Source organism: Enterobacter sp. V87_3 (assembly GCF_029967835.1).
Taxonomy (GTDB): Bacteria; Pseudomonadota; Gammaproteobacteria; order Enterobacterales; family Enterobacteriaceae; genus Enterobacter; species Enterobacter cancerogenus.
Window position 1 is genome coordinate 137,036 of sequence record NZ_JASCAM010000030.1, and the last position, 22,953, is coordinate 159,988.

At 56.3% G+C, this 22,953-nt stretch carries 21 protein-coding genes and 3 tRNA genes; 2 read left to right on the top strand and 22 right to left on the bottom strand.

Going from position 1 to position 22,953, the window contains the following annotated elements; all coding sequences use genetic code 11:
• Positions 1–83: 83 nt before the first annotated feature.
• From rlpA to leuS, 9 genes are all read right to left on the bottom strand, one after another.
• Complete coding sequence (gene rlpA / locus QLG21_RS19025; RefSeq protein ID WP_282484994.1) at positions 84–1,223, bottom strand: endolytic peptidoglycan transglycosylase RlpA; 1,140 nt, start codon at positions 1,221–1,223, stop codon at positions 84–86.
• Positions 1,224–1,239: 16 nt separating this feature from the next.
• On the bottom strand, positions 1,240–2,352 hold the full coding sequence (mrdB, locus tag QLG21_RS19030; RefSeq protein ID WP_006177138.1) for a peptidoglycan glycosyltransferase MrdB: 1,113 nt from the start codon (positions 2,350–2,352) through the stop codon (positions 1,240–1,242).
• A gap of 3 nt (positions 2,353–2,355) precedes the next feature.
• The gene (gene mrdA, locus QLG21_RS19035; protein WP_006177140.1) at positions 2,356–4,257 is read right to left on the bottom strand and encodes a peptidoglycan DD-transpeptidase MrdA; all 1,902 of its coding nucleotides are present in this window, start codon (positions 4,255–4,257) and stop codon (positions 2,356–2,358) included.
• Positions 4,258–4,285: 28 nt separating this feature from the next.
• Positions 4,286–4,753, bottom strand: a complete 468-nt coding sequence (gene rlmH / locus QLG21_RS19040; protein ID WP_003858701.1) for a 23S rRNA (pseudouridine(1915)-N(3))-methyltransferase RlmH — start codon at positions 4,751–4,753, stop codon at positions 4,286–4,288.
• 3 nt (positions 4,754–4,756) lie between these two features.
• Positions 4,757–5,074: a ribosome silencing factor gene (gene rsfS / locus QLG21_RS19045; protein WP_006177142.1), complete on the bottom strand. Its 318-nt coding sequence runs from the start codon at positions 5,072–5,074 to the stop codon at positions 4,757–4,759.
• 269 nt (positions 5,075–5,343) lie between these two features.
• A complete protein-coding gene (gene nadD, locus QLG21_RS19050; RefSeq protein WP_137849072.1) occupies positions 5,344–6,009 on the bottom strand; it encodes a nicotinate-nucleotide adenylyltransferase in 666 nt (221 codons plus the stop codon).
• Positions 6,002–7,033, bottom strand: coding sequence for a DNA polymerase III subunit delta (holA, locus tag QLG21_RS19055; RefSeq protein WP_006177144.1), 1,032 nt, complete (start codon positions 7,031–7,033; stop codon positions 6,002–6,004). Before holA ends, nadD begins: the two co-directional genes overlap by 8 nt.
• On the bottom strand, positions 7,033–7,602 hold the full coding sequence (gene lptE, locus QLG21_RS19060; protein WP_282484995.1) for an LPS assembly lipoprotein LptE: 570 nt from the start codon (positions 7,600–7,602) through the stop codon (positions 7,033–7,035). The genes holA and lptE overlap by 1 nt, the downstream gene beginning before the upstream one ends.
• A 14-nt stretch (positions 7,603–7,616) precedes the next feature.
• Positions 7,617–10,199, bottom strand: coding sequence for a leucine--tRNA ligase (gene leuS, locus QLG21_RS19065; protein ID WP_236345372.1), 2,583 nt, complete (start codon positions 10,197–10,199; stop codon positions 7,617–7,619).
• 214 nt (positions 10,200–10,413) lie between these two features.
• On the opposite strand from leuS, the gene QLG21_RS19070 reads away from it, so the two are divergent.
• The gene (locus QLG21_RS19070; RefSeq protein WP_006177147.1) at positions 10,414–10,896 is read left to right on the top strand and encodes a zinc ribbon-containing protein; all 483 of its coding nucleotides are present in this window, start codon (positions 10,414–10,416) and stop codon (positions 10,894–10,896) included.
• Between the two features lie 52 nt (positions 10,897–10,948).
• Here the strand turns inward: QLG21_RS19070 and rihA are convergent, their stop codons facing one another.
• The 10 genes from rihA to miaB form a co-directional block, all read right to left on the bottom strand.
• The gene (rihA, locus tag QLG21_RS19075; RefSeq protein ID WP_042320981.1) at positions 10,949–11,884 is read right to left on the bottom strand and encodes a pyrimidine-specific ribonucleoside hydrolase RihA; all 936 of its coding nucleotides are present in this window, start codon (positions 11,882–11,884) and stop codon (positions 10,949–10,951) included.
• Positions 11,885–12,003: 119 nt separating this feature from the next.
• Positions 12,004–12,729: an amino acid ABC transporter ATP-binding protein gene (locus QLG21_RS19080; RefSeq protein WP_006177149.1), complete on the bottom strand. Its 726-nt coding sequence runs from the start codon at positions 12,727–12,729 to the stop codon at positions 12,004–12,006.
• Positions 12,729–13,403 carry a glutamate/aspartate ABC transporter permease GltK gene (gene gltK, locus QLG21_RS19085; RefSeq protein WP_006177150.1) on the bottom strand — a complete coding sequence of 225 codons (675 nt, stop codon included), beginning with the start codon at positions 13,401–13,403 and terminating at the stop codon, positions 12,729–12,731. The genes QLG21_RS19080 and gltK overlap by 1 nt, the downstream gene beginning before the upstream one ends.
• On the bottom strand, positions 13,403–14,143 hold the full coding sequence (gene gltJ, locus QLG21_RS19090) for a glutamate/aspartate ABC transporter permease GltJ (protein ID WP_058610663.1): 741 nt from the start codon (positions 14,141–14,143) through the stop codon (positions 13,403–13,405). Before gltJ ends, gltK begins: the two co-directional genes overlap by 1 nt.
• A 156-nt stretch (positions 14,144–14,299) precedes the next feature.
• Positions 14,300–15,205 carry an amino acid ABC transporter substrate-binding protein gene (locus QLG21_RS19095; protein ID WP_042320989.1) on the bottom strand — a complete coding sequence of 302 codons (906 nt, stop codon included), beginning with the start codon at positions 15,203–15,205 and terminating at the stop codon, positions 14,300–14,302.
• A gap of 407 nt (positions 15,206–15,612) precedes the next feature.
• The gene (lnt, locus tag QLG21_RS19100) at positions 15,613–17,151 is read right to left on the bottom strand and encodes an apolipoprotein N-acyltransferase (RefSeq protein ID WP_282484996.1); all 1,539 of its coding nucleotides are present in this window, start codon (positions 17,149–17,151) and stop codon (positions 15,613–15,615) included.
• Between the two features lie 5 nt (positions 17,152–17,156).
• Positions 17,157–18,035: a CNNM family magnesium/cobalt transport protein CorC gene (gene corC, locus QLG21_RS19105; RefSeq protein WP_006177155.1), complete on the bottom strand. Its 879-nt coding sequence runs from the start codon at positions 18,033–18,035 to the stop codon at positions 17,157–17,159.
• Positions 18,036–18,124: 89 nt separating this feature from the next.
• Positions 18,125–18,592, bottom strand: a complete 468-nt coding sequence (ybeY, locus tag QLG21_RS19110; RefSeq protein ID WP_006177156.1) for an rRNA maturation RNase YbeY — start codon at positions 18,590–18,592, stop codon at positions 18,125–18,127.
• Entirely contained in the window at positions 18,589–19,635 is a 1,047-nt protein-coding gene (locus tag QLG21_RS19115; protein WP_006177157.1) for a PhoH family protein, read from the bottom strand. Before QLG21_RS19115 ends, ybeY begins: the two co-directional genes overlap by 4 nt.
• 171 nt (positions 19,636–19,806) lie before the next feature.
• On the bottom strand, positions 19,807–21,231 hold the full coding sequence (gene miaB / locus QLG21_RS19120; RefSeq protein ID WP_006177158.1) for a tRNA (N6-isopentenyl adenosine(37)-C2)-methylthiotransferase MiaB: 1,425 nt from the start codon (positions 21,229–21,231) through the stop codon (positions 19,807–19,809).
• Positions 21,232–21,366: 135 nt separating this feature from the next.
• On the opposite strand from miaB, the gene ubiF reads away from it, so the two are divergent.
• Positions 21,367–22,542 (top strand): 3-demethoxyubiquinol 3-hydroxylase, encoded by a 1,176-nt coding sequence (gene ubiF / locus QLG21_RS19125; protein WP_282484997.1) that lies wholly within the window; start codon positions 21,367–21,369, stop codon positions 22,540–22,542.
• A 103-nt stretch (positions 22,543–22,645) separates the two neighbouring features.
• Here ubiF and QLG21_RS19130 read toward each other — a convergent pair.
• The 3 genes from QLG21_RS19130 to QLG21_RS19140 form a co-directional block, all read right to left on the bottom strand.
• Positions 22,646–22,720: transfer RNA gene (locus QLG21_RS19130), tRNA-Gln, on the bottom strand.
• A gap of 36 nt (positions 22,721–22,756) precedes the next feature.
• Positions 22,757–22,831, bottom strand: a tRNA-Gln gene (locus QLG21_RS19135).
• Between the two features lie 44 nt (positions 22,832–22,875).
• Positions 22,876–22,952: transfer RNA gene (locus QLG21_RS19140), tRNA-Met, on the bottom strand.
• Position 22,953 lies beyond the last annotated feature (1 nt).

The window sequence follows — 22,953 nt, forward strand, 5'->3', positions numbered from 1 at the left end:
GCTATACAGGCAGGCATCCGACTTTAAGCATGAGTTTGTGAATGTGTTTTACACAAATTGACATTTCGGATACCGCCGAATCATTATTTTGCAACAACGATGAACGACTGCAACTGCGCTTCGCTTTGCAGACGCTGTTGCAGAGCCGCTGCCTGCGATTTGCTGGCAAACGGTCCCATCTGAATGCGCCACACCGCACCGTTTTGCTCAACGCGGCCCGGCACGCTGAACTGCTGGCTCAGGCGTTGCTGGTATTGCTTCGCGCGAGCCTGATCGCTTACGGCACCGACCTGAACCACAAAGCCACCGCTGGCAGCCGCGGGTGCAGCAACCGGCGCGCTTTGCGCTGTGCCCGGTGCGGTAACAGGCGCGGGCTGAGTGACGGGTGCAGTCACTACAGGTTCAGTCACCGCAGGCGCAGCGACAACAGGCGCTGGCGTTGGCTCGCTGCCTTCCAGCACGCCCGACGCTAAGGTCGTTGGTGCGCCAAGGAAACCGCTGCTTTTAACCGGGGCGCCCGTGCTGTCATCACTCTGTAAGGTATCGTTGCTGATGGCGCGTACTTCACCCTGCGGCTGAGCAGGTTCAGCTGGCGTGGATGCGCCACCCATACCGCCGCTCAGGTCTGGGCGAGCGGGAAGGGCGTAGGTCTGTTTGGCGACCGTCGTACAGGCGGTACCCGGGCCGGAGAGCGTACCATCCTGCGCCACAATGATAGGATCGATGCGTACTTTGGTATTGTTCGAGGTGTTCAGGCGGTCAGCTGCCGCGCGCGACAGGGAGATCACCCGGTCATTACCGTACGGGCCCCGATCGTTAATACGCACCACAATCATGCGCCCATTGGCCAGGTTGGTGACGCGGGCATAGCTCGGGATAGGCAGCGTAGGATGCGCCGCGGTAATTTGCATCGGATCGAACGTTTCACCAGACGCCGTCAGGTTACTGCCTGGTTCAGCGTCATAGATGGCCGCTAAGCCCGCCTGGCTGAAGCGGGACGGGTCCTGAACGATTTTGTAGCTTTTACCGTCGCGCTGGTAATCCTGATTCGCGCTGGCGTTAAGCGGTTCATAAACAGGATCGGCACCGCTGATCTCAACTATCGGGCCATTACAGACCGCTGGCTGCGGCGGCGCGACAGTTGCCTGTTGCTGACCATCATCACTCGTACAGGCTGCAAGTAAACTTGCGGCGATACAGATCCCCAGCCACTGCTTACGCATTGCGATCCCCTTATTTTTATACGCTTTTGGACAACATTTTTCTGTGGGTATGGATCGACATGACGATACCAAACCCGGCCATCAACACGATCAGTGCCGAGCCCCCGTAACTGACCAGCGGGAGCGGGACGCCAACAACGGGCAGAATACCACTCACCATACCAATATTTACGAAGACATAAACGAATAAAATCAGCATCAATCCACCGGCCATGACGCGGCCAAAGGTGGTTTGCGCCCGTGCGGCAATCCACAGCCCGCGCATGATCAGCAGCACATAGAGCGCCAGCAGGATGAGGATGCCGACCAGTCCCAGCTCTTCGGCCAGGACCGCAAAGATAAAGTCGGTATGGCGCTCCGGCAAGAACTCCAGCTGTGACTGGGTTCCGTGAAGCCAGCCTTTACCGCGCAGACCGCCGGAACCGATGGCGATCTTGGACTGAATAATATGATAGCCTGCGCCCAGCGGATCGGTTTCCGGATCAAGCAGCATCATCACGCGCTGGCGTTGATAATCATGCATCAGGAAGAACCACAGGATCGGGATAAAGGCCGCCACCAGCACCACGGCAATGCCAATTAACCGCCAGCTCAGGCCAGACAAGAACAGCACAAACAGGCCGGACAGCGCGATAAGGATGGAGGTGCCGAGGTCCGGCTGCGCCGCCACCAGCAGCGTAGGCAGGAAAATCAACACCAGCGCAATCGCGGTATTCTTCAGTGAAGGCGGGCAGACGTCGCGGTTGATAAAGCGCGCCACCATCAGCGGAACGGCGATTTTAGCGATTTCCGAAGGCTGGAAGCGGACGATCCCGAGGTCCAGCCAGCGCTGCGCCCCTTTGGAAATTGCCCCAAAGGCATCTACGGCCACCAACAGCACGATACAGAAGATATAGAGGTAGGGCGCCCAGCCTTCGTAAACACGCGGCGGGATTTGCGCCATAACCACCATAATGACAAGGCCCATCGCAATCTGGCCGACTTTACGCTCCATCATGCCAATGTCCTGGCCGCTGGCGCTCCAGATGACCAGCGCGCTGTAGACCAGCAGCGCCAGGAGAATCAGCAGCATAGCGGGGTCGATGTGAATCTTATCCCACAGCGATTTTTTGTTCGGATTATCCGTCATGATTTATTGGTCCTCCGCCGCAGCGGCTGCCGGGTTTTCAGCAGGCAGTTCGGTGTTGTTATCACCCAGCATGATATGGTCGAGGATCTGGCGCATGATTGTCCCCACTGCCGGACCCGCACCGCCGTTTTCCAGGATCATCGCAACCGCAACCTGCGGGTTATCGTAAGGGGCAAACGCCGTCATCAGCTTGTGGTCACGCAGGCGTTCGGCAATACGGTGCGCGTTGTAGGTCTCGTTCGCTTTCAGGCCAAATACCTGCGCCGTACCGGATTTCGCGGCGACTTTATAAGGCGCTCCGGCGAAATATTTGTGCGCGGTACCGTTGGCCCGGTTTGCTACGCCGTACATGCCGTCTTTGGCAATTTCCCAGAATCCGGAATGGATATCGCCCACCGGCGGTTCGTGCGGCTGGATCCACGGGACTTTTTTACCGTCCTCAACCGTACTTTGCAGCAGGTGCGGAACTTTCACCACGCCATCGTTGATGAGGATCATCATCGCTTTGTTCATCTGTATCGGCGTTGCCGTCCAGTAACCCTGGCCGATACCGACCGGAATGGTGTCACCCTGATACCAGGGTTTTTTAAAGCGTTTCTGCTTCCATTCACGGGTTGGCATGTTGCCCGAGCGCTCTTCGGAGAGGTCAATGCCGGTGTAGTGCCCATAGCCGAACTTACTCATCCACTCGGACAGGCGGTCAATCCCCATGTCATAGGCAACCTGGTAGAAGAAGGTATCCGCAGATTCTTCCAGCGATTTGGTGACGTTCAGATGACCATGTCCCCACTTCTTCCAGTCACGGTAGCGTTTTTCAGAACCCGGCAGTTGCCACCAGCCGGGGTCGAACAGGCTGGTATTGCGGTTGATCACGCCCGCGCTCAGTGCAGAGACGGCGACATAAGGTTTCACCGTCGATGCAGGAGGGTAGACGCCCTGCGTAGCGCGGTTAACCAGCGGCGTGTTCGGGTCATTCAGCAGGCCGGAATAATCTTTGCTGGAGATACCATCCACGAAAAGGTTCGGGTCGTAGCTGGGCATGGAAACCATTGCCAGGATCCCGCCGGTTCGCGGGTCGGTGACGACGACAGCGGCGCGGCTGCCGGTCAGCAAGGTTTCGATATACTGCTGCAGTTTGAGGTCGAGCGTCAGATAGACGTCGTGGCCCGCCTGGGGCGGTACCTCTTTCAGCTGGCGGATCACGCGGCCACGGTTGTTGACTTCGACCTCTTCATAACCGGTCTGGCCGTGCAGAACGTCCTCGTAATAGCGCTCTATCCCAAGCTTACCGATATCATGCGTCGCGGCGTAGTTAGCCAGCTTGCCGTCTTTATCGAGGCGGTCGACGTCTTTATCGTTAATTTTGGACACATAGCCAATTACGTGCGTCAGTGCAGAGCCATAAGGATAGTAGCGACGCTTATAGCCTTTGACCTCAACGCCGGGGAAGCGATACTGGTTCACGGCAAAACGGGCGACCTGCACTTCGGTGAGGTTCGTTTTGACCGGAATAGAGGTGAAGCGGTGCGAGCGGGCGCGCTCTTTTTTAAAGGCAGCGATGTCATCGTCGGTGAGATCGACCACGTTTCGCAGCGCGTTCAGCGTGTCCTGCACATTGTCGACTTTCTCCGGCATCATCTCGATTTGATAGATGGTGCGGTTCAACGCCAGCGGCGTACCGTTACGGTCGTAAATGATGCCGCGGCTTGGCGCAATAGGGACAAGCTTGATGCGGTTTTCGTTTGAACGCGTCTGGTAATCGGTATAGCGGACAATTTGCAGATTATAGAGGTTGGCGATCAGCACGCCGGTCAGCAGCAAAATCCCCAAAAAGGCGACCACTGCCCGGCGCACAAACAGCGCGGACTCAGCCGTATAGTCGCGAAAAGAATTCTGTAGTTTCATCCGCTGCTTAATCTACCCTGGTCAGTCATTACTCGCGGTGATAGGGGTGGTTGGTAGTAATGCTCCACGCGCGATACAGGCTTTCGGCCACCAGCACCCGAACGAGGGGGTGGGGAAGCGTTAGCGCGGAGAGAGACCAACTTTGTTCTGCCGCCGCTTTGCAGGCAGGTGAGAGACCTTCCGGGCCGCCAATCAACAGACTGACGTCGCGTCCATCCTGCTTCCAGCGCTCCAGTTCGTGCGCCAGCTGCGGCGTATCCCAGGGTTTACCCGGGATATCGAGGGTCACGATGCGGTTTTTGCCTGCGGCAGCCAGCATCAGCTCTCCCTCTTTATCGAGAATACGTTTGATATCGGCGTTCTTGCCGCGCTTTCCTGCCGGGATCTCCACCAGTTCGAACGGCATATCTTTTGGGAAACGACGCAGATACTCAGTAAAACCGGTTTGTACCCAGTCCGGCATTTTGGTGCCGACGGCGACCAGCTGCAACTTCACGCATTAACCCCAGAGTTTTTCCAGCTCATACAGGCGACGGCTCTCGTCCTGCATGACGTGGACAATCACATCGCCGAGATCGACAACCACCCAGTCAGCGGTCGCTTCACCTTCAACGCCAAGCGGATAAAGCCCTGCTGCGCGTGATTCCTGAACGACATGGTCGGCAATGGAAGCAACATGGCGAGTGGACGTGCCGGTGCAGATGATCATGCAGTCGGTGATGCTGGATTTACCCTTAACGTCGATAGCGATGATGTCCTGACCTTTCAGGTCATCAATTTTGTCGATAACAAAATCCTGGAGTGCTTTACCCTGCAAGTTTTCCCCCTGGGTGAATGAGATTGTACAACTGTGAATTCGTGGCCAGACAGTATACCTGAACTGACGCCAGTATCGGGACAAATGTCACCGGCCGGGCTTTTGAAGGCGGGTATCATCCCACCCCCCGCCTGAGATTGCATCGCCATTTTTGTAAAACAATTTCTGTAAAGCAATGACTGGCGGGAAAGTCTGGCAGCGGAGGATAACAGTATGGCTTACCCTGTCAAGGCAGGATAATCAATAAGCCCGGTTTTCGTGTGCCAGCATTATGCGTCTGTACTTTTCTGATACAGCCCGTGCTGATGAATATAGTCCAGCACGGCGGCGGGCATCAGTTCGTCGCAGGATAATCCCTGCTGCAGGCGCTCGCGGATGAGGGTCGCCGAAATATCAAACCATGGCGTATCGGCCAGATAAATCTTCCCGGCAGGCAGGTTATGCAGATCCTCAACGTTGTTTGTCAGGTGGGTATCCAGCCACTGCTGATGCTGTTCTTCGCGCATGGTCAGGGGGTAGCCCGGACGGCGGGTTACGATCAGATGGCTGTTGTTCAGGATGGTTTCGTACTGATGCCAGCTCGGGAAATTCAGCAAGGAATCCTGCCCGATAATGAATGCCAGCGGCGCGTGCGGCCCTTGCTCATCGCGCCACTCCTGCAGCGTTTGCGATGTCCAGGAGGGGGCGTCGCGCTGCAGTTCACGCTCGTCGAGGGTAAAGAGCGGCTTATCGGCAATGGCCAGGGCGAGCATCGCTTTACGCTGTTCGCTGGTTGCCTCAGGCTGCGGGCGATGCGGTGGAACATTATTGGGCATGATAATGACGCGCTGCAGGCCAATCAGGTTAGCCAGAATTTCTACCGGCTTGAGATGCCCGTAATGGACCGGATCGAAGGTGCCGCCATATAGCGCCTGAAGAGAATGCATATTATCCATCAATAAAAACGTCGGCGAGCGCCTTGTGGCAAAGCAGCAGAGAGAGGCTTTCCAGCTCCGCCCATATCGACTGCCCATAATCCTGCTTCAGCGTCAGCTCGGCGCGCATCAACAGTTGCACTGCCTGACGCAGCTGCTCATGGCTCAGGCGCTGTACCGCTTCGGTGGTCATCGCCCGGCGATTCTGCCAGACACGGTGTTTATCAAACAGCGATCGCAGGGGAGCGTGTGCAGACTGGCGCTTGAGCGTAATCAGCAGTAACAGTTCACGCTGAAGCGTACGCAGCAAGATGACCGGTTCACTGCCTTCCAGCCTGAGCTGCTGCAAAATATGCAGAGCGCGCTTGCTCTTTGCCGCAAGCAGGGCATCAACCCAGTGGAAGGGGGTGAAGTGGGCGGCATCGTTAACGGCTTGTTCAACGCGGGGCAGGGTCAGTTTGCCATCAGGCCACAGCAGGGCGAGGCGATCCAGCGCCTGGGCCAGGGCCAGCAGGTTGCCTTCATAGCAGTAGCACAGCAGCTGATTCGCGGCGTCATCCAGCTGGAGGTTATGCTGCTTTGCCCGCGTGGCAACCCATTTTGGCAGATGCGCCTGTTCCGGCGTCTGGCAGGTAACCAGCACGGCGTTTGTCGCAAGCTGGGTAACCCATGCCGCGTTCTCCTGCGCTTTGGTGAGCTTATTGCCGCGCACGATCAGCAATAAATCGCTGTGCAGCAGGCTGACCAGCGTCGCGAGTTGCTCATTAATGGCCGCATTTGGGCCGTTTTCCGGCAGCAGAAGCTGGATGGTCTGACGTGACGCAAACAGGCTCATCGCCTGACACACTGAAAAGAGGGCGTTCCAGTCAGTGCTGTTATCAAGCTGGAAGGTGTGGTGTTCATCAAAACCCTGAGCCGCCGCGACGTGTCGAACGGCATCAAGGCTTTCCTGAAGTAAGAGCGGATCGTTGCCCAGTAACAGATACGCCGCGCGCAGCCCTTCATTGAGCTGCGCGCGGAGTTGTTCAGGATACAACCTGATCATCAGTTACCCATCGAGGTAGTCACCGGCGGCGAGTTTGCCTCCGGCTGGTCGATGATGTCTGAGCCCGGTTTCGTCGACGCGGAAATGCTTGGCAGCTTACGGATCAGCTGCTCGGCTGCCTTGTCATACATTTCGTTGATGATAATCGCCTGCTCAGCATCTTTCGCCAGCGCAGTTTGCGGGTTATCAAAGAACGAACGGTAGACCTTGGTGCTGATCGGATAGATATCTTTACCCGGGATCAGCACGGCTGCGTTAACCGACATGACCATCTGATATTCCGCCGTACGCCCATCCTGGAAGATAGAGGCGGTATCTTTACTCAGCGTCGAGCCGGTGACGCGGAATGACGGTACATCCTGGCGCAGCGTGTCTTTTTCGATAATCTCAACGCCATTCAGACGCAGCTGGTTGCGGATCGCGCGGCTGAGTGGGCCATTCGGATCGGATGAATCAAAGATCATCGTTTTCATGTTAGCAGGCACTGCCGTAGTGTTGCGCAGATGCCAGCCACAGCCTGCGGTGACAAGCACCGCCAGGGATAAGAGTATTGTTGCCAGTTGTCGCACGTTTCCTCCCGCGCTTAGCCAACGACCAGATTGAGCAGTTTGCCCGGTACGTAGATCACTTTACGCACGGTAACGCCCTCAAGATATTTCGCCACCAGTGGTTCCTGGCCGGCACGCTCGCGAACCTGTTCTTCGGTGGCATCGACAGCCACGGTAATTTTACCGCGCACTTTGCCGTTGACCTGCACAACCACCAGCGTGGTGTTTTCCACCATGGCTGATTCATCGGCTACCGGCCACGGTGCGTTATCGATATCACCTTCGCCTTTCAGCTCCTGCCACAGGGTGAAGCTGACGTGCGGAGTGAACGGGTTCAGCATGCGAACCACAGCCAGCAACGCTTCACGCATCAGGGCACGATCCTGCTCGCCTTCCTGCGGGGCTTTTGCCAGCTTGTTCATCAGTTCCATAATAGCCGCAATTGCGGTATTGAAGGTCTGACGACGACCAATATCATCAGTCACTTTCGCGATTGTTTTATGAACATCACGACGCAGTGCCTGCTGATCTTCAGTCAGTGCCGCTACGTTCAGCGCCGGCGCATCGCCCTGTGAGGTGTGCTCGTAAACCAGTTTCCAGACGCGTTTCAGGAAGCGGTTTGCCCCTTCAACGCCGGACTCCTGCCATTCAAGCGTCATGTCTGCCGGAGAGGCAAACATCATGAACAGACGCACGGTATCCGCGCCGTAACGCTCGACCATCACCTGCGGGTCAATACCGTTGTTTTTCGACTTGGACATCTTGCTCATGCCGGTATAAACCAGCTCATGACCTTCGGCATCTTTTGCCTTCACGATACGGCCTTTTTCGTCGCGCTCAACGATGGCATCAACCGGAGAGACCCAGTTACGCTCGCCGTTAGCACCCACGTAGTAGAACGCATCCGCCAGCACCATACCCTGACACAGCAGCTGTTTCGCCGGTTCATCAGAGTTCACCATGCCTGCGTCGCGCATCAGCTTGTGGAAGAAGCGGAAGTAGAGCAGGTGCATGATGGCGTGCTCGATACCACCGATGTAGATATCCACCGGCAGCCAGTAGTTTGCCGCGTCAGCGTCCAGCATGCCTTCCTGATACTGCGGGCAGGTGTAGCGCGCGTAGTACCATGATGACTCCATAAAGGTGTCGAAGGTGTCGGTTTCACGCAGCGCAGGCTGACCATTAACGGTGGTTTTTGCCCACTCAGGATCGGCTTTGATCGGGCTGGTGATGCCGTCCATGACCACATCTTCTGGCAGGATCACCGGCAGTTGATCTTCCGGGGTGGGCAGCACGGTGCCATCTTCCAGCGTCACCATTGGGATTGGCGCACCCCAGTAACGCTGACGGGAAACGCCCCAGTCGCGCAGACGGAAGTTCACTTTACGTTCGCCCACGCCCAGAGAGGCCAGTTTATCGGCAATGGCGTTAAAACCGTCTTCGAAGCTCAGGCCGCTAAACTCGCCGGAGTTGAACAGCGTACCTTTTTCGGTCAGCGCGTGTTCGGACAGGTCCGGTTCAGAACCGTCAGCCGCGAGGATAACAGGCTTGATGTCCAGACCGTATTTGGTGGCAAACTCGTAGTCGCGCTGATCGTGACCCGGAACGGCCATCACGGCACCCGTGCCGTACTCCATCAGCACGAAGTTTGCGGCCCACACCGGGATCGCATCGCCAGTCAGCGGATGCTTAGCGTAGTAACCGGTCGCAACGCCTTTCTTCTCCATCGTCGCCATGTCGGCTTCGGCCACTTTGGTGTTGCGGCATTCGTCGATGAAGGTCGCCAGTTCCGGATTGTTTTCTGCCGCTTTCTGCGCCAGCGGGTGACCTGCGGCCACGGCCAGGTAGGTCGCGCCCATGAAGGTATCCGGACGGGTGGTGTAAACGGTCAGCGGCCGATCGTAGTTGTCCACGTTGAAGGTGATCTCTACCCCTTCAGAACGGCCAATCCAGTTGCGCTGCATGGTTTTAACGGTGTCTGGCCAGTGATCAAGCTTGTCCAGATCGTTCAGCAGCTCGTCAGCGTAGGCGGTGATTTTGATAAACCACTGCGGGATCTCTTTACGCTCAACTTTGGTATCGCAGCGCCAGCAGCAACCGTCGATAACCTGTTCGTTCGCCAGAACGGTCTGATCGTTCGGACACCAGTTAACGGCGGAGGTTTTTTTGTAGACCAGCCCTTTTTTATAGAGCTCGGTGAAGAATTTCTGCTCCCAACGGTAGTATTCCGGGGTACAGGTCGCCAGCTCGCGGCTCCAGTCGTAGCCGAAGCCCAGCATTTTGAGCTGGTTTTTCATGTACGCGATGTTGTCGTACGTCCACGGCGCAGGTGCCGTGTTGTTTTTAACCGCCGCACCCTCAGCAGGCAGGCCGAACGCATCCCAGCCGATCGGCTGAAGAACGTTTTTGCCAAGCATTCGCTGGTAGCGAGCAATCACATCGCCAATGGTGTAGTTACGCACATGGCCCATGTGTAGTCGACCAGAAGGATAGGGAAGCATCGACAGGCAGTAATACTTCTCTTTGCTCTCGTCTTCGGTTACTTCAAAGGTACGCTTCTCGTCCCAGTGTTGCTGGACTTTTGATTCTATCTCTTCCGGGCGGTATTGCTCTTGCATGGCAGCCAGTGGTCCTGTTTTCAATACAGCTACAAATGTAGCCAATGGATGTGGTAATTCAGATCCGCATAGCATAGCCCAAACGCCCGCGTCAAAACAGCCTTTCGCACAAATGCACTTTGCAGGAATTTACCGGGTCTGTGGCGCGCCTGACAAAGCGGCGGCGAAATAAGGTCTATTATTAGAGTTAGTTACTTACCCGGGAGGCAAAAGGATGAACAAGGTTGCTCAATTTTACCGCGAACTGGTGGCAACACTGACGGAGCGGCTGCGTAATGGCGAGCGTGATATCGATGCGCTGGTCGAACAGGCGCGCGCAAAGGTGACGCAAACGGGTGAGCTAACGCGAACCGAAGTTGAAGAGGTGACTCGCGCAGTGCGCCGCGATCTGGAAGAGTTTGCGCGCAGCTACGAAGAGAGCCAGGACGAGGTGGTCGACAGCGTCTTTATGCGGGTGATCAAAGAGAGCCTGTGGCAGGAACTGGCGGACATCACCGATAAAACCCAGCTGGAGTGGCGCGAGGTATTTCAGGATCTCAACCATCACGGCGTGTACCACAGCGGCGAAGTGGTGGGGTTGGGCAATCTGGTTTGCGAGAAGTGTCATCATCACATTGCGGTCTATACCCCCGACGTGCTGCCGCTGTGCCCGAAATGCGGGCACGATCAGTTCCAGCGCCGGCCCTTTGAACCCTAGGTAAAAGCGAAGTAACATTCCCTCTCCCAGTGGGAGAGGGAGAATCGCGGGCCTACCTGTAATAAGCCAGTCTCTCCGCCAGCAAATCCACAAACGCTTCCCGGTCGATATCCACCATCACCGTCGTATTCGGCGCATTTCCCGTCAGCGAATAGTAGTCTACCACCGTCATCCCCTGCGTGTATTTCCCCTGCGTCTCCACACCGACCCAGCGGTCCACCGTGGTAAACATCTCCGGCTTCAACAGCCAGGCGATGGTGCAAGGGTCGTGCAGCGGCGCGCCGCTAAAGCCCCATTTTTCGGCTTTGTGATACTCCATAAAGAAGTCGAGCAACTCCGCCACCGTCGTCGCAACCGGGTTCCCCACAGAACGGAACCGTTCGATGTCCTGGGCCATAATTTGCGCCCGGTGAGTCACGTCAAGCCCCGCCATGACGATCGGCAGGCCAGACTGGAAGACAATCTCCGCAGCTTCCGGATCAACAAAGATGTTGAATTCGGCCGCAGGCGTCCAGTTTCCCAGCCCCATCGCGCCGCCCATGATTACGATTTGTGCAATGTTGCGGTGCAGCTCAGGGTGGCTGTTGAGCAGCAGTGCGACGTTGGTCTGCGGACCGGTTGCCACCAGCGTCACGGGCTCTGCGCTTTCACGCAGTACCTTCGCCATCAGCTCAACGGCGGTGCAGGGTTGCGGCGCAAATGCTGGCTCTGGTAATGCCGGGCCGTCCAGCCCGCTTTCGCCGTGAACGTTGTCGGCAATGATCAGTTCGCGCATCAGCGGTTTTAGCGCGCCGCCAGCGACCGGGATATCGGTGCGCTTTAACAGCGTCAGCATCCGCAGGACGTTGCGCAGGGTTTTCTCTGGCGTCTGGTTCCCCGCAGACGAGGTGACGGCTTTGACGTCAAGCTCGGGGGAGGCGAGGGCAAGGACGAGGGCGATCGCGTCATCATGACCCGGATCGCAATCGAGAATAATGGGCTGTGCCATAGGGTTCTCCATTACTGGCGTTATTGTGTGACAAGGTTAACGCTGCACTGTCGCGCCGACGAGAAGAAGAGAGGCAAAGCGTGAAGCGGAGCGCAATCCGCAGATTGCGCTCCGGAAAATTAATGCAGGATTTTGGCGAGGAAGTCTTTTGCGCGTTCGGATTTCGGATCAGCGAAGAATGCCTCTTTCGGGGAGTCTTCCACGATTTTGCCTTCGTCCATGAAGATCACGCGGTTAGCCACTTTGCGGGCGAAGCCCATTTCATGGGTAACAACCATCATGGTCATCCCTTCGTGCGCCAGTTCGACCATCACGTCCAGCACTTCGTTGATCATCTCCGGATCGAGCGCGGAAGTCGGTTCATCGAACAACATCGCCACCGGGTCCATGCACAAGGCGCGGGCAATCGCTACGCGCTGCTGCTGTCCGCCGGATAGCTGTGCCGGGAATTTATCGGCATGGGCCGTCAACCCGACGCGTTCCAGTAACTTCAGCCCTTTCTCACGCGCCGCTTTTTTATCACGCTTAAGCACTTTCACCTGCGCCAGGGTCAGGTTCTCAATAATCGAGAGATGCGGGAACAGCTCAAAATGCTGGAACACCATGCCGACGTGAGAACGCAGCTGAGCAAGGTTCGTTTTCTTGTCATTGACCTTCGTGCCGTTGACCACAATTTCACCCTGCTGCACCGGCTCCAGGCCGTTGACGGTTTTAATAAGCGTCGATTTACCGGACCCGGACGGCCCGCACACGACCACTACATCGCCTTTTTTCACTTCGGTGGAGCAGTCGGTCAGCACCTGAAAGTGCCCATACCATTTAGAAACATTTTTCAGGGAAATCATTATACCGTCCTTTTCTTCAGCCAGCTGACCAACAGCGACGCGCTTAAACTAATCACAAAATAGACCCCGCCCGCGAAGAGGACCATCTCAACCTGCGTACCGTCACGTTCGCCGATAGTGGATGCGGTACGGAAGAAGTCCGCCAGGCTCAGAACGTAGACCAGCGACGTATCCTGGAACAGGACGATGCCCTGCGTCAGCAGGAGCGGAACCATGGCGCGAAACGCCTGCGGCAGAATAATTAGCTTCATGGACTGCCAGTGCGTCATGCCCAGCGCCAGCGCCGCGCTGGATTGCCCGCGGGAGATGCTCTGAATACCGGCGCGAATAATCTCGGAGTAGTACGCGGCCTCGAACATGGAGAACGCCACCATGGCGGAGATCAGCCGGATATCGGTTTTTGGCGACAGCCCCAGTACGTTTTGCAGAAAACCGGGAACGATCAGGTAAAACCACAGCAGCACCATCACCAGCGGGATAGAGCGGAAGACGTTAACGTAGGCCGTTGCAAACCAGGCGAGCGGCTTAAAGCTCGACAGGCGCATCACTGCCAGCAGGGTGCCCCAGACAATCCCGACGATAATGGCAATCACGGTGATCTTTAACGTGATCGCCAGGCCATCAAGCAGGTAAGGCAGGGAAGGAACGATAGAACTCCAGTCAAACTCGTACATTATTTACCCCCCAGATTGCCCGGCAGGCGAGTTTTGCGTTCAACCAGGTTCATCACCAGCATGATGAAAGCGTTTATCAGTACATAGGCGAGTGTAATGGCCGTAAAGGATTCCCAGGCATGGGCGGAATAATCCAGCAGCTTGCCCGCCTGCGCGGCCATATCCACCAGACCGATGGTCGAGGCGATGGCCGAGTTTTTCACCAGGTTCATCATCTCTGAGGTCATCGGCGGCACGATGACGCGATAGGCGTTAGGCAGCAACACGTAGCGGTAGGCCTGCGGCAGGGTCAGCCCCATTGCCAGGGCCGCATTCTTTTGCCCGCGTGGCAGCGACTGAATGGCGGCACGCACCTGCTCGCACACGCGCGCAGCGGTGAACAGGCCCAGACACAGCATTGAAGAGACGAAGAACTGCACGTTCGGATCCAGCTCTGCCTTGAACCACATGCCGATGTTTTCCGGCAGCAGTTCCGGGATGACCAGATACCAGGTAAAGAACTGCACAATCAGCGGAACGTTACGGAACAGTTCCACATAGAGCGTGCCAAGAGAAGAGAGGAAACGGTTGGGGACGGTGCGCAGAATACCGAACAGCGAACCGATAAGAAACGCAATGATCCACGCCGTTATCGATAGCGCCACGGTGACCTGAAAGCCGCTCCACAGCCAGCCAAGGTAGGTGGTGTTGCCGAACGGGGCTTGCTGTAGAAAGATGCCCCAGTTCCAGTCAATTGACATAATAAACTCCAGAAAAAAAAGGGTAGCAGCGCTACCCTCGAAGATTGGTGAGAAGCTCATTTTTCGCGCTGAGTGGGGAACGAGCCACTCAGCGTAGAGTCTGTCCATGCTTCCCGACAATCGAGAGGGCAGGAGATCCCGCCCCTGTATTTCTAATTAGTTAAGAGCTTTGTCGTTTGGTGATTTGAACAGCGCTTTCATGTCGTCAGACAGTTCAAAGTTCATGTTCAGGTTTTTCGGTGGGATCGGGTTCTTAAACCACTTGTCGAACCATTTTGCCGCTTCGCCGGAGGTCTGCGCCTGCGCGATGGTGTCATCGATCAGCTTTTTGAAGTCCGCATCGTCTTTACGCAGCATACAGCCGTAGGCTTCTTTAGACTGCGCGGTACCGACGATCTCCCAGTTATCTGGTTTCTTCGCCTTCGCACGTTCACCCGCCAGCAGAGCGTCATCCATCATAAACGCGACGGCACGACCGCTTTCCAGCGTACGGAAGGAGTCGCCGTGGTCTTTCGCGCTGATGATGCGCATATCCATTTTCTTGTCGTCATTCAGCTTGTGGAGCAGCACTTCTGAAGTGGTACCGGAGGTCACGACAACCGCTTTACCTTTCAGATCCGCGAAATCTTTAATGTCGCCGCCTTTCTTGGTCAGCAGACGGGTGCCCACGACGAAGATGGTATCGGAGAAGGCGGCCTGTTTCTGGCGTTCCAGGTTGTTGGTGGTGGAACCGCATTCAAAATCAAAGGTGCCGTTTTGCAGCAGTGGGATACGGTTCTGCGAGGTGATTGGAATCAACTTCACCTGCAGGTCTGGTTTGTTCAGCTTTTTCTTCACAGCTTCAACGATGGCGTTGGAGTAGTCCTGTGAATAGCCCACGACTTTTTGCGTGTTATCGTAGTAAGAGAACGGGACGGAAGATTCACGGTGGCCGACCACGATCACGCCGTTTTTGGCAATCTTGGCGAGGGTGCTTCCGGCAGCCGGCGCGTCTTCAGCGTGAACGACGCCTGCGGACATTCCCATAACCAGCATTGCTGTGGCCAGTTTACGTAATTGCATACCCAACTCCTTTCTTATCAGCGCCAGTGACGCATTGATACCCATTGTGATGTTGTTATATCTCGCGCAACGCGAGTGCAGTGTTATGCAAGCTTGTTAACATTTAGTCTGGCTTAATGTAAAGATTTTGCTGCGTTATTGTTTATTTTTGCGAAGCGCGCCGCACCATTCAGAGGCAAAAATCTCTCATTGCACCGTTTCGGTGCCAGGGACGCTCATTGCTGGTGCGGTCAGGTGCACGTTAAGCCAGATTGCGTTTGCGTGGAGAAATAAAAGCAATAGACGTGCCAGAATTGGAGTGATGAGGGGATTGTCGGGTGGCGGCTACGCCTTACCCGACCTGCATAAGCGAAATGGAGAGAGTAGGCCGGGTAAGCGTCAGCGCCACCCGGCAGGAAGAATTGAGATTATCGACGACGCTGACGAAGGCCCATCAGCACGGCGCCAAAACCAAACAGCGCGGTCAGGATCCACAGCGGCCAGTTGCCGGTGCGGGCGTATGGCGTCAGGCCGGTGGCTGGCGTTACGGTGGTGGTCAGCACGTCGCGGGTAAACTGCGGGATCATGGCCTGAATGTCGCCCTGCGGACCAATCACGGCGGTAATGCCATTGTTGGTGCTGCGCAGCAGCGGACGCGCCAGCTCCAGGGAACGCATACGCGCCATCTGGAAGTGCTGCCACGGGCCAATCGACTTACCAAACCACGCATCATTCGAGATGGTCAGCAGATAGTCGGTATCCGGACGGAAGTTATCGCGTACCTGCTCGCCGAGGATGATCTCATAGCAAATGGCCGCCGTAAGAGCAAAACCGTGCGCGTGCAGCTGCGGCTGAACGTACGGACCGCGGCTGAACGAAGACATCGGCAGATCGAAGAACGGTGCCAGCGGGCGCAGAATTGACTCCAGCGGAACAAATTCGCCAAACGGCACAAGGTGGTTCTTGTTGTAGCGATCGGTCGAGGTGTAGCTGTACTCGCTGTCTTTGCCAAGCGTGATGATGGTGTTGTAGGTGTCATAACGGTTTTGCGTGTTCAGACGCGCGTCTACAATCCCGGTGATCAGCGTACTGCCGTGCGCGCGCAGCAGGGCGTCCATCATCTTCAGGAACGGCTGCTGGTTGATTTCCAGATCGGGAATCGCGGATTCCGGCCAGATAATCAGCTGAGATTTACCCATCACCTTTTCGGTGGCATCGGCGTAAATTTTCAGGGTGTTGATCAGCTGATTCTCATCCCACTTCATCGACTGCGGGATATCCCCCTGCACCAGAGAAACCTGCGTCGCGCGCTCGGGCACGAGGTTATACCACTGGATATAGCGCAGCGGGAAAGGCAGGGCGAACAGTACGAGGGCAGCGACCAGCGCTTTCCAGTTGCGGGTTACCAGCACCAGCACCAGCAGGCCGCTCACCACCATCAGCAGGAAGTTTATCGCCTCTACGCCCATTACCGGTGCCAGCCCTTTTAGCGGGCCGTCGATCTGGCTATAGCCGAACTGCAGCCACGGGAAGCCGGTCAGCACCCAACCGCGCAGGAACTCGGTAATTTGCCAGACAACCGGTGCGGCGATGGCAACGCGCAGCCAGCTCGTTTTTGGCCACAGGCGAGAGAGAATACCGGCGAACAGGCCGGTATACAGCGAAAGGTAGGCGGCGAGCAGGACCACCAGAAAGACGTTTACCGGGCCCGGCATTCCGCCAAACTGAGCGATGCTGACATACACCCAGTTAATGCCAGAACCGAACAGCCCAAGTCCCCAGAAATAGCCGATAGCAGCGGCTTGCACCGGGCGGCGATTCAGGGTTAACCCCTGTAATCCCATCAGGGAGAGGAGGGCAGCAGGCCAGATGTCGTAAGGAGAAAAAGCCAGCGTACCGCTGGCTCCGAGCAACAGCGCCAGCAGCAAACGGACGCGCTGGCGTTCAAGCAATGGGGCAAATGCCATTTACATTAATCTTCCAGTTTTGGCACCGGTGAGTCGTCCGGCGTTCTGACGTGAACCTGAATAATACGTCGGCTGTCGGCCATGGCGACTTTGAATTGGTAACCGTCGATGTCAACGGTCTCGCCGCGCGCCGGAAGATGACCAAAGGCCTGCATCACCAGCCCGCCTATGGTGTCCACCTCTTCATCGCTGAAGTGCGTGCCGAATGCGTCGTTGAAGTCCTCAATCGAGGCCAGCGCGCGCACCGTCCAGGTGTGGCGGCTGAGCTGACGGAAGTCGATATCTTCTTCTTCGTCATACTCGTCTTCGATTTCGCCCACGATAAGCTCAAGAATATCTTCGATCGTGACCAGACCGGACACGCCGCCAAACTCATCAATCACAATCGCCATGTGGTAACGCTGAGAGCGAAACTCTTTCAGCATCCGATCCACACGTTTACTTTCCGGCACAACCACGGCCTGGCGTAACACTTTTTCCATGCTGAAGGCTTCGGCATCGCTGCGCATAAACGGCAGCAGATCTTTCGCCATCAGGATCCCTTCGATGTGATCTTTATCTTCGCTGATGACCGGGAAACGCGAGTGGGCAGATTCGATGATCACATCGAGGCACTCGTCCAGCGTCTGGTTGCGTTTCAGGGTGATCATCTGCGAGCGGGGGATCATGATATCGCGGACGCGCTGGTCGGCAATGTCCATGACGCCTTCGAGCATTTCGCGCGTATCGTCGTCGATAAGGTCGTTTTGCCCGGAATCACGGATCAGCTCCAGCAGTTCATCACGGTTTTTTGGTTCACCGTGGAAAAGCTGGCTCAGGATGAGGGAGAAAAATCCCTTTTTAGTGTTGGTGTTGTCGCTACTGTGTGAATTGTCGTCGCTCATGGCGTTTGTTAAGGGTTCTCTTGTTAGTTCAACGTTTACCGCCGCGCTATATCCCTGCGCGGCAGCATGTGAGTCGGTCAACGGACTGACTATTCTTTCTCGGCAATGTACGGATCCTCATAGCCCAGAGCAAGCATTATCTCTGTCTCGAGGGACTCCATCTCTTCCGCTTCGTCATCGTCGATGTGGTCGTAGCCCAGCAGATGCAGGCTGCCGTGCACCACCATATGCGCCCAGTGGGCGTCGAGCGGCTTCTGCTGCTCTTTCGCTTCCTGCTCAACCACCTGACGGCAGATGATCAGATCGCCCAGCAGCGGCATTTCCATGCCCGGTGGCGCTTCAAACGGGAAAGAGAGTACGTTGGTCGGCTTATCTTTCCCACGGTAGGTCAGGTTAAGTTCGTGGCTTTCCGCTTCGTCCACCAGGCGAATCGTGACTTCTGATTCCTCCTGAAACTGGGGGATAACGGCGTCCAGCCACGTTTGAAACTGTGCCTCATCTGGCATGCCGGAATTATCTTCACAGGCCAGCTGTAAATCGAGGATCACCTGACTCATTTATGTTCTTGCTCCTGCGCGTCGCGCTTACGTTCTGCGGCCAGTTCGGCCTTGCGCTTCTGATCGGCCTCTTCCCAGGCCTCATAAGCGTTTACAATGCGTGCCACGACAGGGTGGCGCACAACATCTTCACTGTGGAAGAAGTTAAAGCTGATTTCATCGACCTCTGCCAGCACTTCAATTGCGTGGCGCAGGCCAGATTTGGTGCTGCGCGGCAGGTCAATCTGCGTGACGTCACCGGTAATCACCGCTTTTGAGTTGAAGCCGATACGCGTCAGGAACATCTTCATCTGTTCGATGGTGGTGTTCTGGCTTTCATCAAGAATGATGAACGCATCGTTGAGCGTACGGCCACGCATGTAGGCCAGGGGCGCCACTTCAATCACGTTGCGCTCAATGAGCTTTTCGACTTTCTCAAAGCCCAGCATCTCGAACAGCGCGTCGTACAGCGGGCGCAGATACGGGTCAACCTTCTGGCTCAAATCGCCCGGCAGGAAGCCCAGCTTTTCACCCGCTTCCACGGCAGGGCGCGTCAGCAGAATGCGGCGAACGTCCTGGCGCTCCAGGGCATCGACCGCCGCGGCGACGGCAAGATAGGTTTTACCCGTACCCGCCGGGCCGACGCCGAAAGTAATATCATGGTCGAGGATATTGGCGATGTACTGCGCCTGGTTCGGCGTGCGTGGTTTGATGACGCCGCGCTTGGTCTTGATGTTGATCGCCTTGCCGTAGTCCGGCACGCTTTCCGCGCTTTGTTCAAGCACGCGCGCCTCTTTGATGGCGAGGTGGATCTGTTCCGGTTCGATATCCTGCGTTTCGCCGCGCATCGGGGCGGTATCAACATACAGACTACGCAGAATATCCGCCGCCGCGTTAACGCAGATGGGGCGGCCGGTGAGTTTGAAATGATTATCGCGACGATTGATTTCGATACCCAGACGTCGCTCCAGTTGTTTGATGTTGTCATCAAACGGCCCGCACAGGCTCAGCAGGCGAGCGTTGTCTGCGGGCTCAAGGCTAATTTCACGCGTGTCTATATTCAAACCGTTCCTCTTTGATTGTTCAGAAGGCCCGTTAGCTCATTACCGAGGGGCATCATAAAACCGTCATAAATGAAATTATTCACGCCATAGAATAAAGGCGCAAGCATTGCTATGCATATTGGGGGTGAAGAAAGGAATTACAAGGCCTGCCGGAAAGGCAGGCCAGAAGGATTAGGGCTGGTAAATGCCCACGCCAGAATCGTTTACTTTGCGGGTACGCGAGATAACAGACTCAGGCGTCTCGGCAATGCGCAGACCCATTTCGTCCTCGGTACGTACCACCTTCGCGCGCAGGGAGTTTGTCAGCACGTCGACAATTTCGACATCCACAAATTTACCGATCATGTCCGGCGTGCCTTCAAAGTTCACCACGCGGTTATTTTCGGTGCGACCGGACAGCTCCATGATGCTCTTGCGCGAGGTGCCTTCCACCAGAATACGCTGAACGGTGCCGAGCATACGACGGCTCCAGGCGTTAGCCTGCTGGTTGATACGCTCCTGCAGAATGTACAGACGCTGTTTTTTCTCTTCTTCCGGCACATCGTCAACCATATCGGCTGCAGGCGTGCCTGGACGCGCGGAGAAGATGAAGCTGTAGCTGACGTCAAAATTCACTTCGCCGATGAGCTTCATGGTGCGCTCGAAATCATCAGCCGTTTCGCCAGGGAAGCCAACAATAAAGTCGGAGCTGATCTGAATATCCGGGCGCGCTTCGCGCAGCTTACGGATGGTGGATTTGTACTCCAGCACCGTATGCGGACGGCCCATCAGGTTCAGCACGCGGTCAGAGCCACACTGAATCGGCAGGTGCAGGAAGCTCACCAGCTCCGGCGTATCGCGATAGACATCAATGATGTCATCGGTAAATTCCATCGGATGGCTGGTGGTAAAGCGAATACGGTCGATGCCGTCAATCGCGGCCACCAGACGCAGCAGTTCAGCAAAGCTACCGGTGGTGCCGTCGTAGTTCTCACCGCGCCAGGCGTTAACGTTCTGGCCCAGCAGGTTGACTTCGCGTACACCCTGGGCGGCAAGCTGCGCGATCTCAAATAAGATATCGTCTGCCGGGCGGCTGACCTCTTCACCGCGCGTATAAGGCACCACGCAGTAAGTACAGTATTTGTTGCAACCTTCCATGATAGAGACGAAAGCGGTCGGGCCATCCGCGCGCGGCTCTGGCAGACGGTCAAATTTCTCGATCTCCGGGAAGCTCACGTCGACAACCGGGCTACGATTGCCGCGAACCTGGTTGATCATCTCTGGCAGGCGGTGCAGGGTCTGAGGGCCAAAGACGATATCCACATAAGGGGCTCTCTGGCGGATCAGCTTACCTTCCTGCGAGGCTACGCAGCCACCGACGCCGATGATCAGGTCCGGATTTTTTCGTTTGAGAAGTTTCCAGCGGCCTAATACGTGAAAGACTTTCTCCTGCGCTTTTTCACGAATTGAACAGGTGTTAAGCAGCAACACGTCGGCTTCTTTCGGATTTTCAGTCAGCTGGTATCCGTGGGTGGTATCCAGCAGATCGGCCATCTTCGATGAATCGTATTCGTTCATCTGACAGCCCCAGGTTTTTATATGGAGTTTTTTAGTCATCGACTTGCTCAGCTCAGGATTGCAAGCCGCGTATTGTAATGCTTTGGTGCGGTTGTGACCAGTATGAAGGTTGTCACCCTCACGCGCCCAAAAATCCGGTAAACTTAAGGTATTCTCCAATAAGGACAATTGACCATGACACTCCAACAAACCGAAGTTGCCGTTGTCGGCGGCGGTATGGTCGGCGCCGCGCTGGCGCTGGGGCTGGCGCAGCAGGGATTTGAGGTAACGGTAATCGAGCAGGCTGCGCCTCCGGCATTTGACCCGACCACCAAACCGGACGTGCGCATTTCAGCTATCAGCGCCGCGTCCGTTGACCTGCTTCGCGGGCTGGGCGTGTGGGATGCCGTGCTGGCGATGCGCGCCCATCCGTATAACCGGCTGGAAACCTGGGAGTGGGAAAATGCCCATGTGACATTTGACGCCGCCGAGCTGAAGCTGCCGCGCCTGGGGTATATGGTGGAAAACAGTGTGCTCCAGCAGGCACTCTGGCAGGCGCTGGAGGGGCACCCTAATGTGACGTTGCGTTTGCCCGCCTCTCTCAAGGCGCTACGCCGCCACGATAGCGGCTATGTGCTGACGCTGGATAATGATGACGAGCTGGCCGTGAAGCTGGTGGTCGGCGCGGACGGTGCGAATTCGCAGGTCCGGCAGATGGCGGGGATCGGGATCCATGCCTGGCAATACCCGCAGTCCTGCATGTTGATCACCGTTCAGTCAGAGAATGCACCCGGCGAGAGCACCTGGCAGCACTTTACCCCGAATGGCCCCCATGCGTTCTTGCCCCTGTTCGATAACTGGGCATCGCTGGTGTGGTACGACAAACCGGCGCGCATTCGCCAGCTTCAGGGGCTTTCGATGGCGCAGTTGCAGCGTGAAATCAAGCAACACTTCCCGAGTCGTCTGGGCAACGTGACGCCGGTTGCCGCGGGGGCCTTTCCGCTCACGCGCCGCCATGCGTTGCAGTATGCCCTCGAAGGGCTGGCGCTGGTGGGCGATGCGGCCCACACCATTCATCCGCTGGCGGGGCAGGGTGTGAATCTGGGCTACCGCGACGTGGATGCTCTGTTGGACGTGCTGGGCAATGCCCGCGCGCATGCTGAACCCTGGTCGGGTCTGCAGGTGCTGAAGCGCTACCAGATGCGACGGATGGCGGATAACTTTATCATGCAGTCGGGGATGGATCTGTTCTATGCCGGTTTCAGCAATGAACTGGGTCCGGTGCGTATTTTGCGCAATATTGGATTGATGGCGGCGGAGCGTGCCGGTGGGCTGAAACGTCAGGCCCTGAAATATGCCCTGGGACTGTAATCTTTTTTCCCTCTCCCCGTGGGAGAGGGCCAGGGTGAGGGCATCAGGCCGCACAGACAACAAAAACAAAAAAGCCCGCAGAGCGGGCTTTTTTGTTTTTAAATGGCTGGGGTGCAGGGATTCGAACCCCGGAATGCTGGTATCAGAAACCAGTGCCTTACCGCTTGGCGACACCCCAATTGCGTTAAACATGGTGCTTAACGACTTTTTAAATTGGCTGGGGTACGAGGATTCGAACCTCGGAATGCTGGTATCAGAAACCAGAGCCTTACCGCTTGGCGATACCCCAACAATTTTTTCTAGTCTACCGAATAAATCGACAGATGACTAATATGGTGGCTACGACGGGATTCGAACCTGTGACCCCATCATTATGAGTGATGTGCTCTAACCAACTGAGCTACGTAGCCA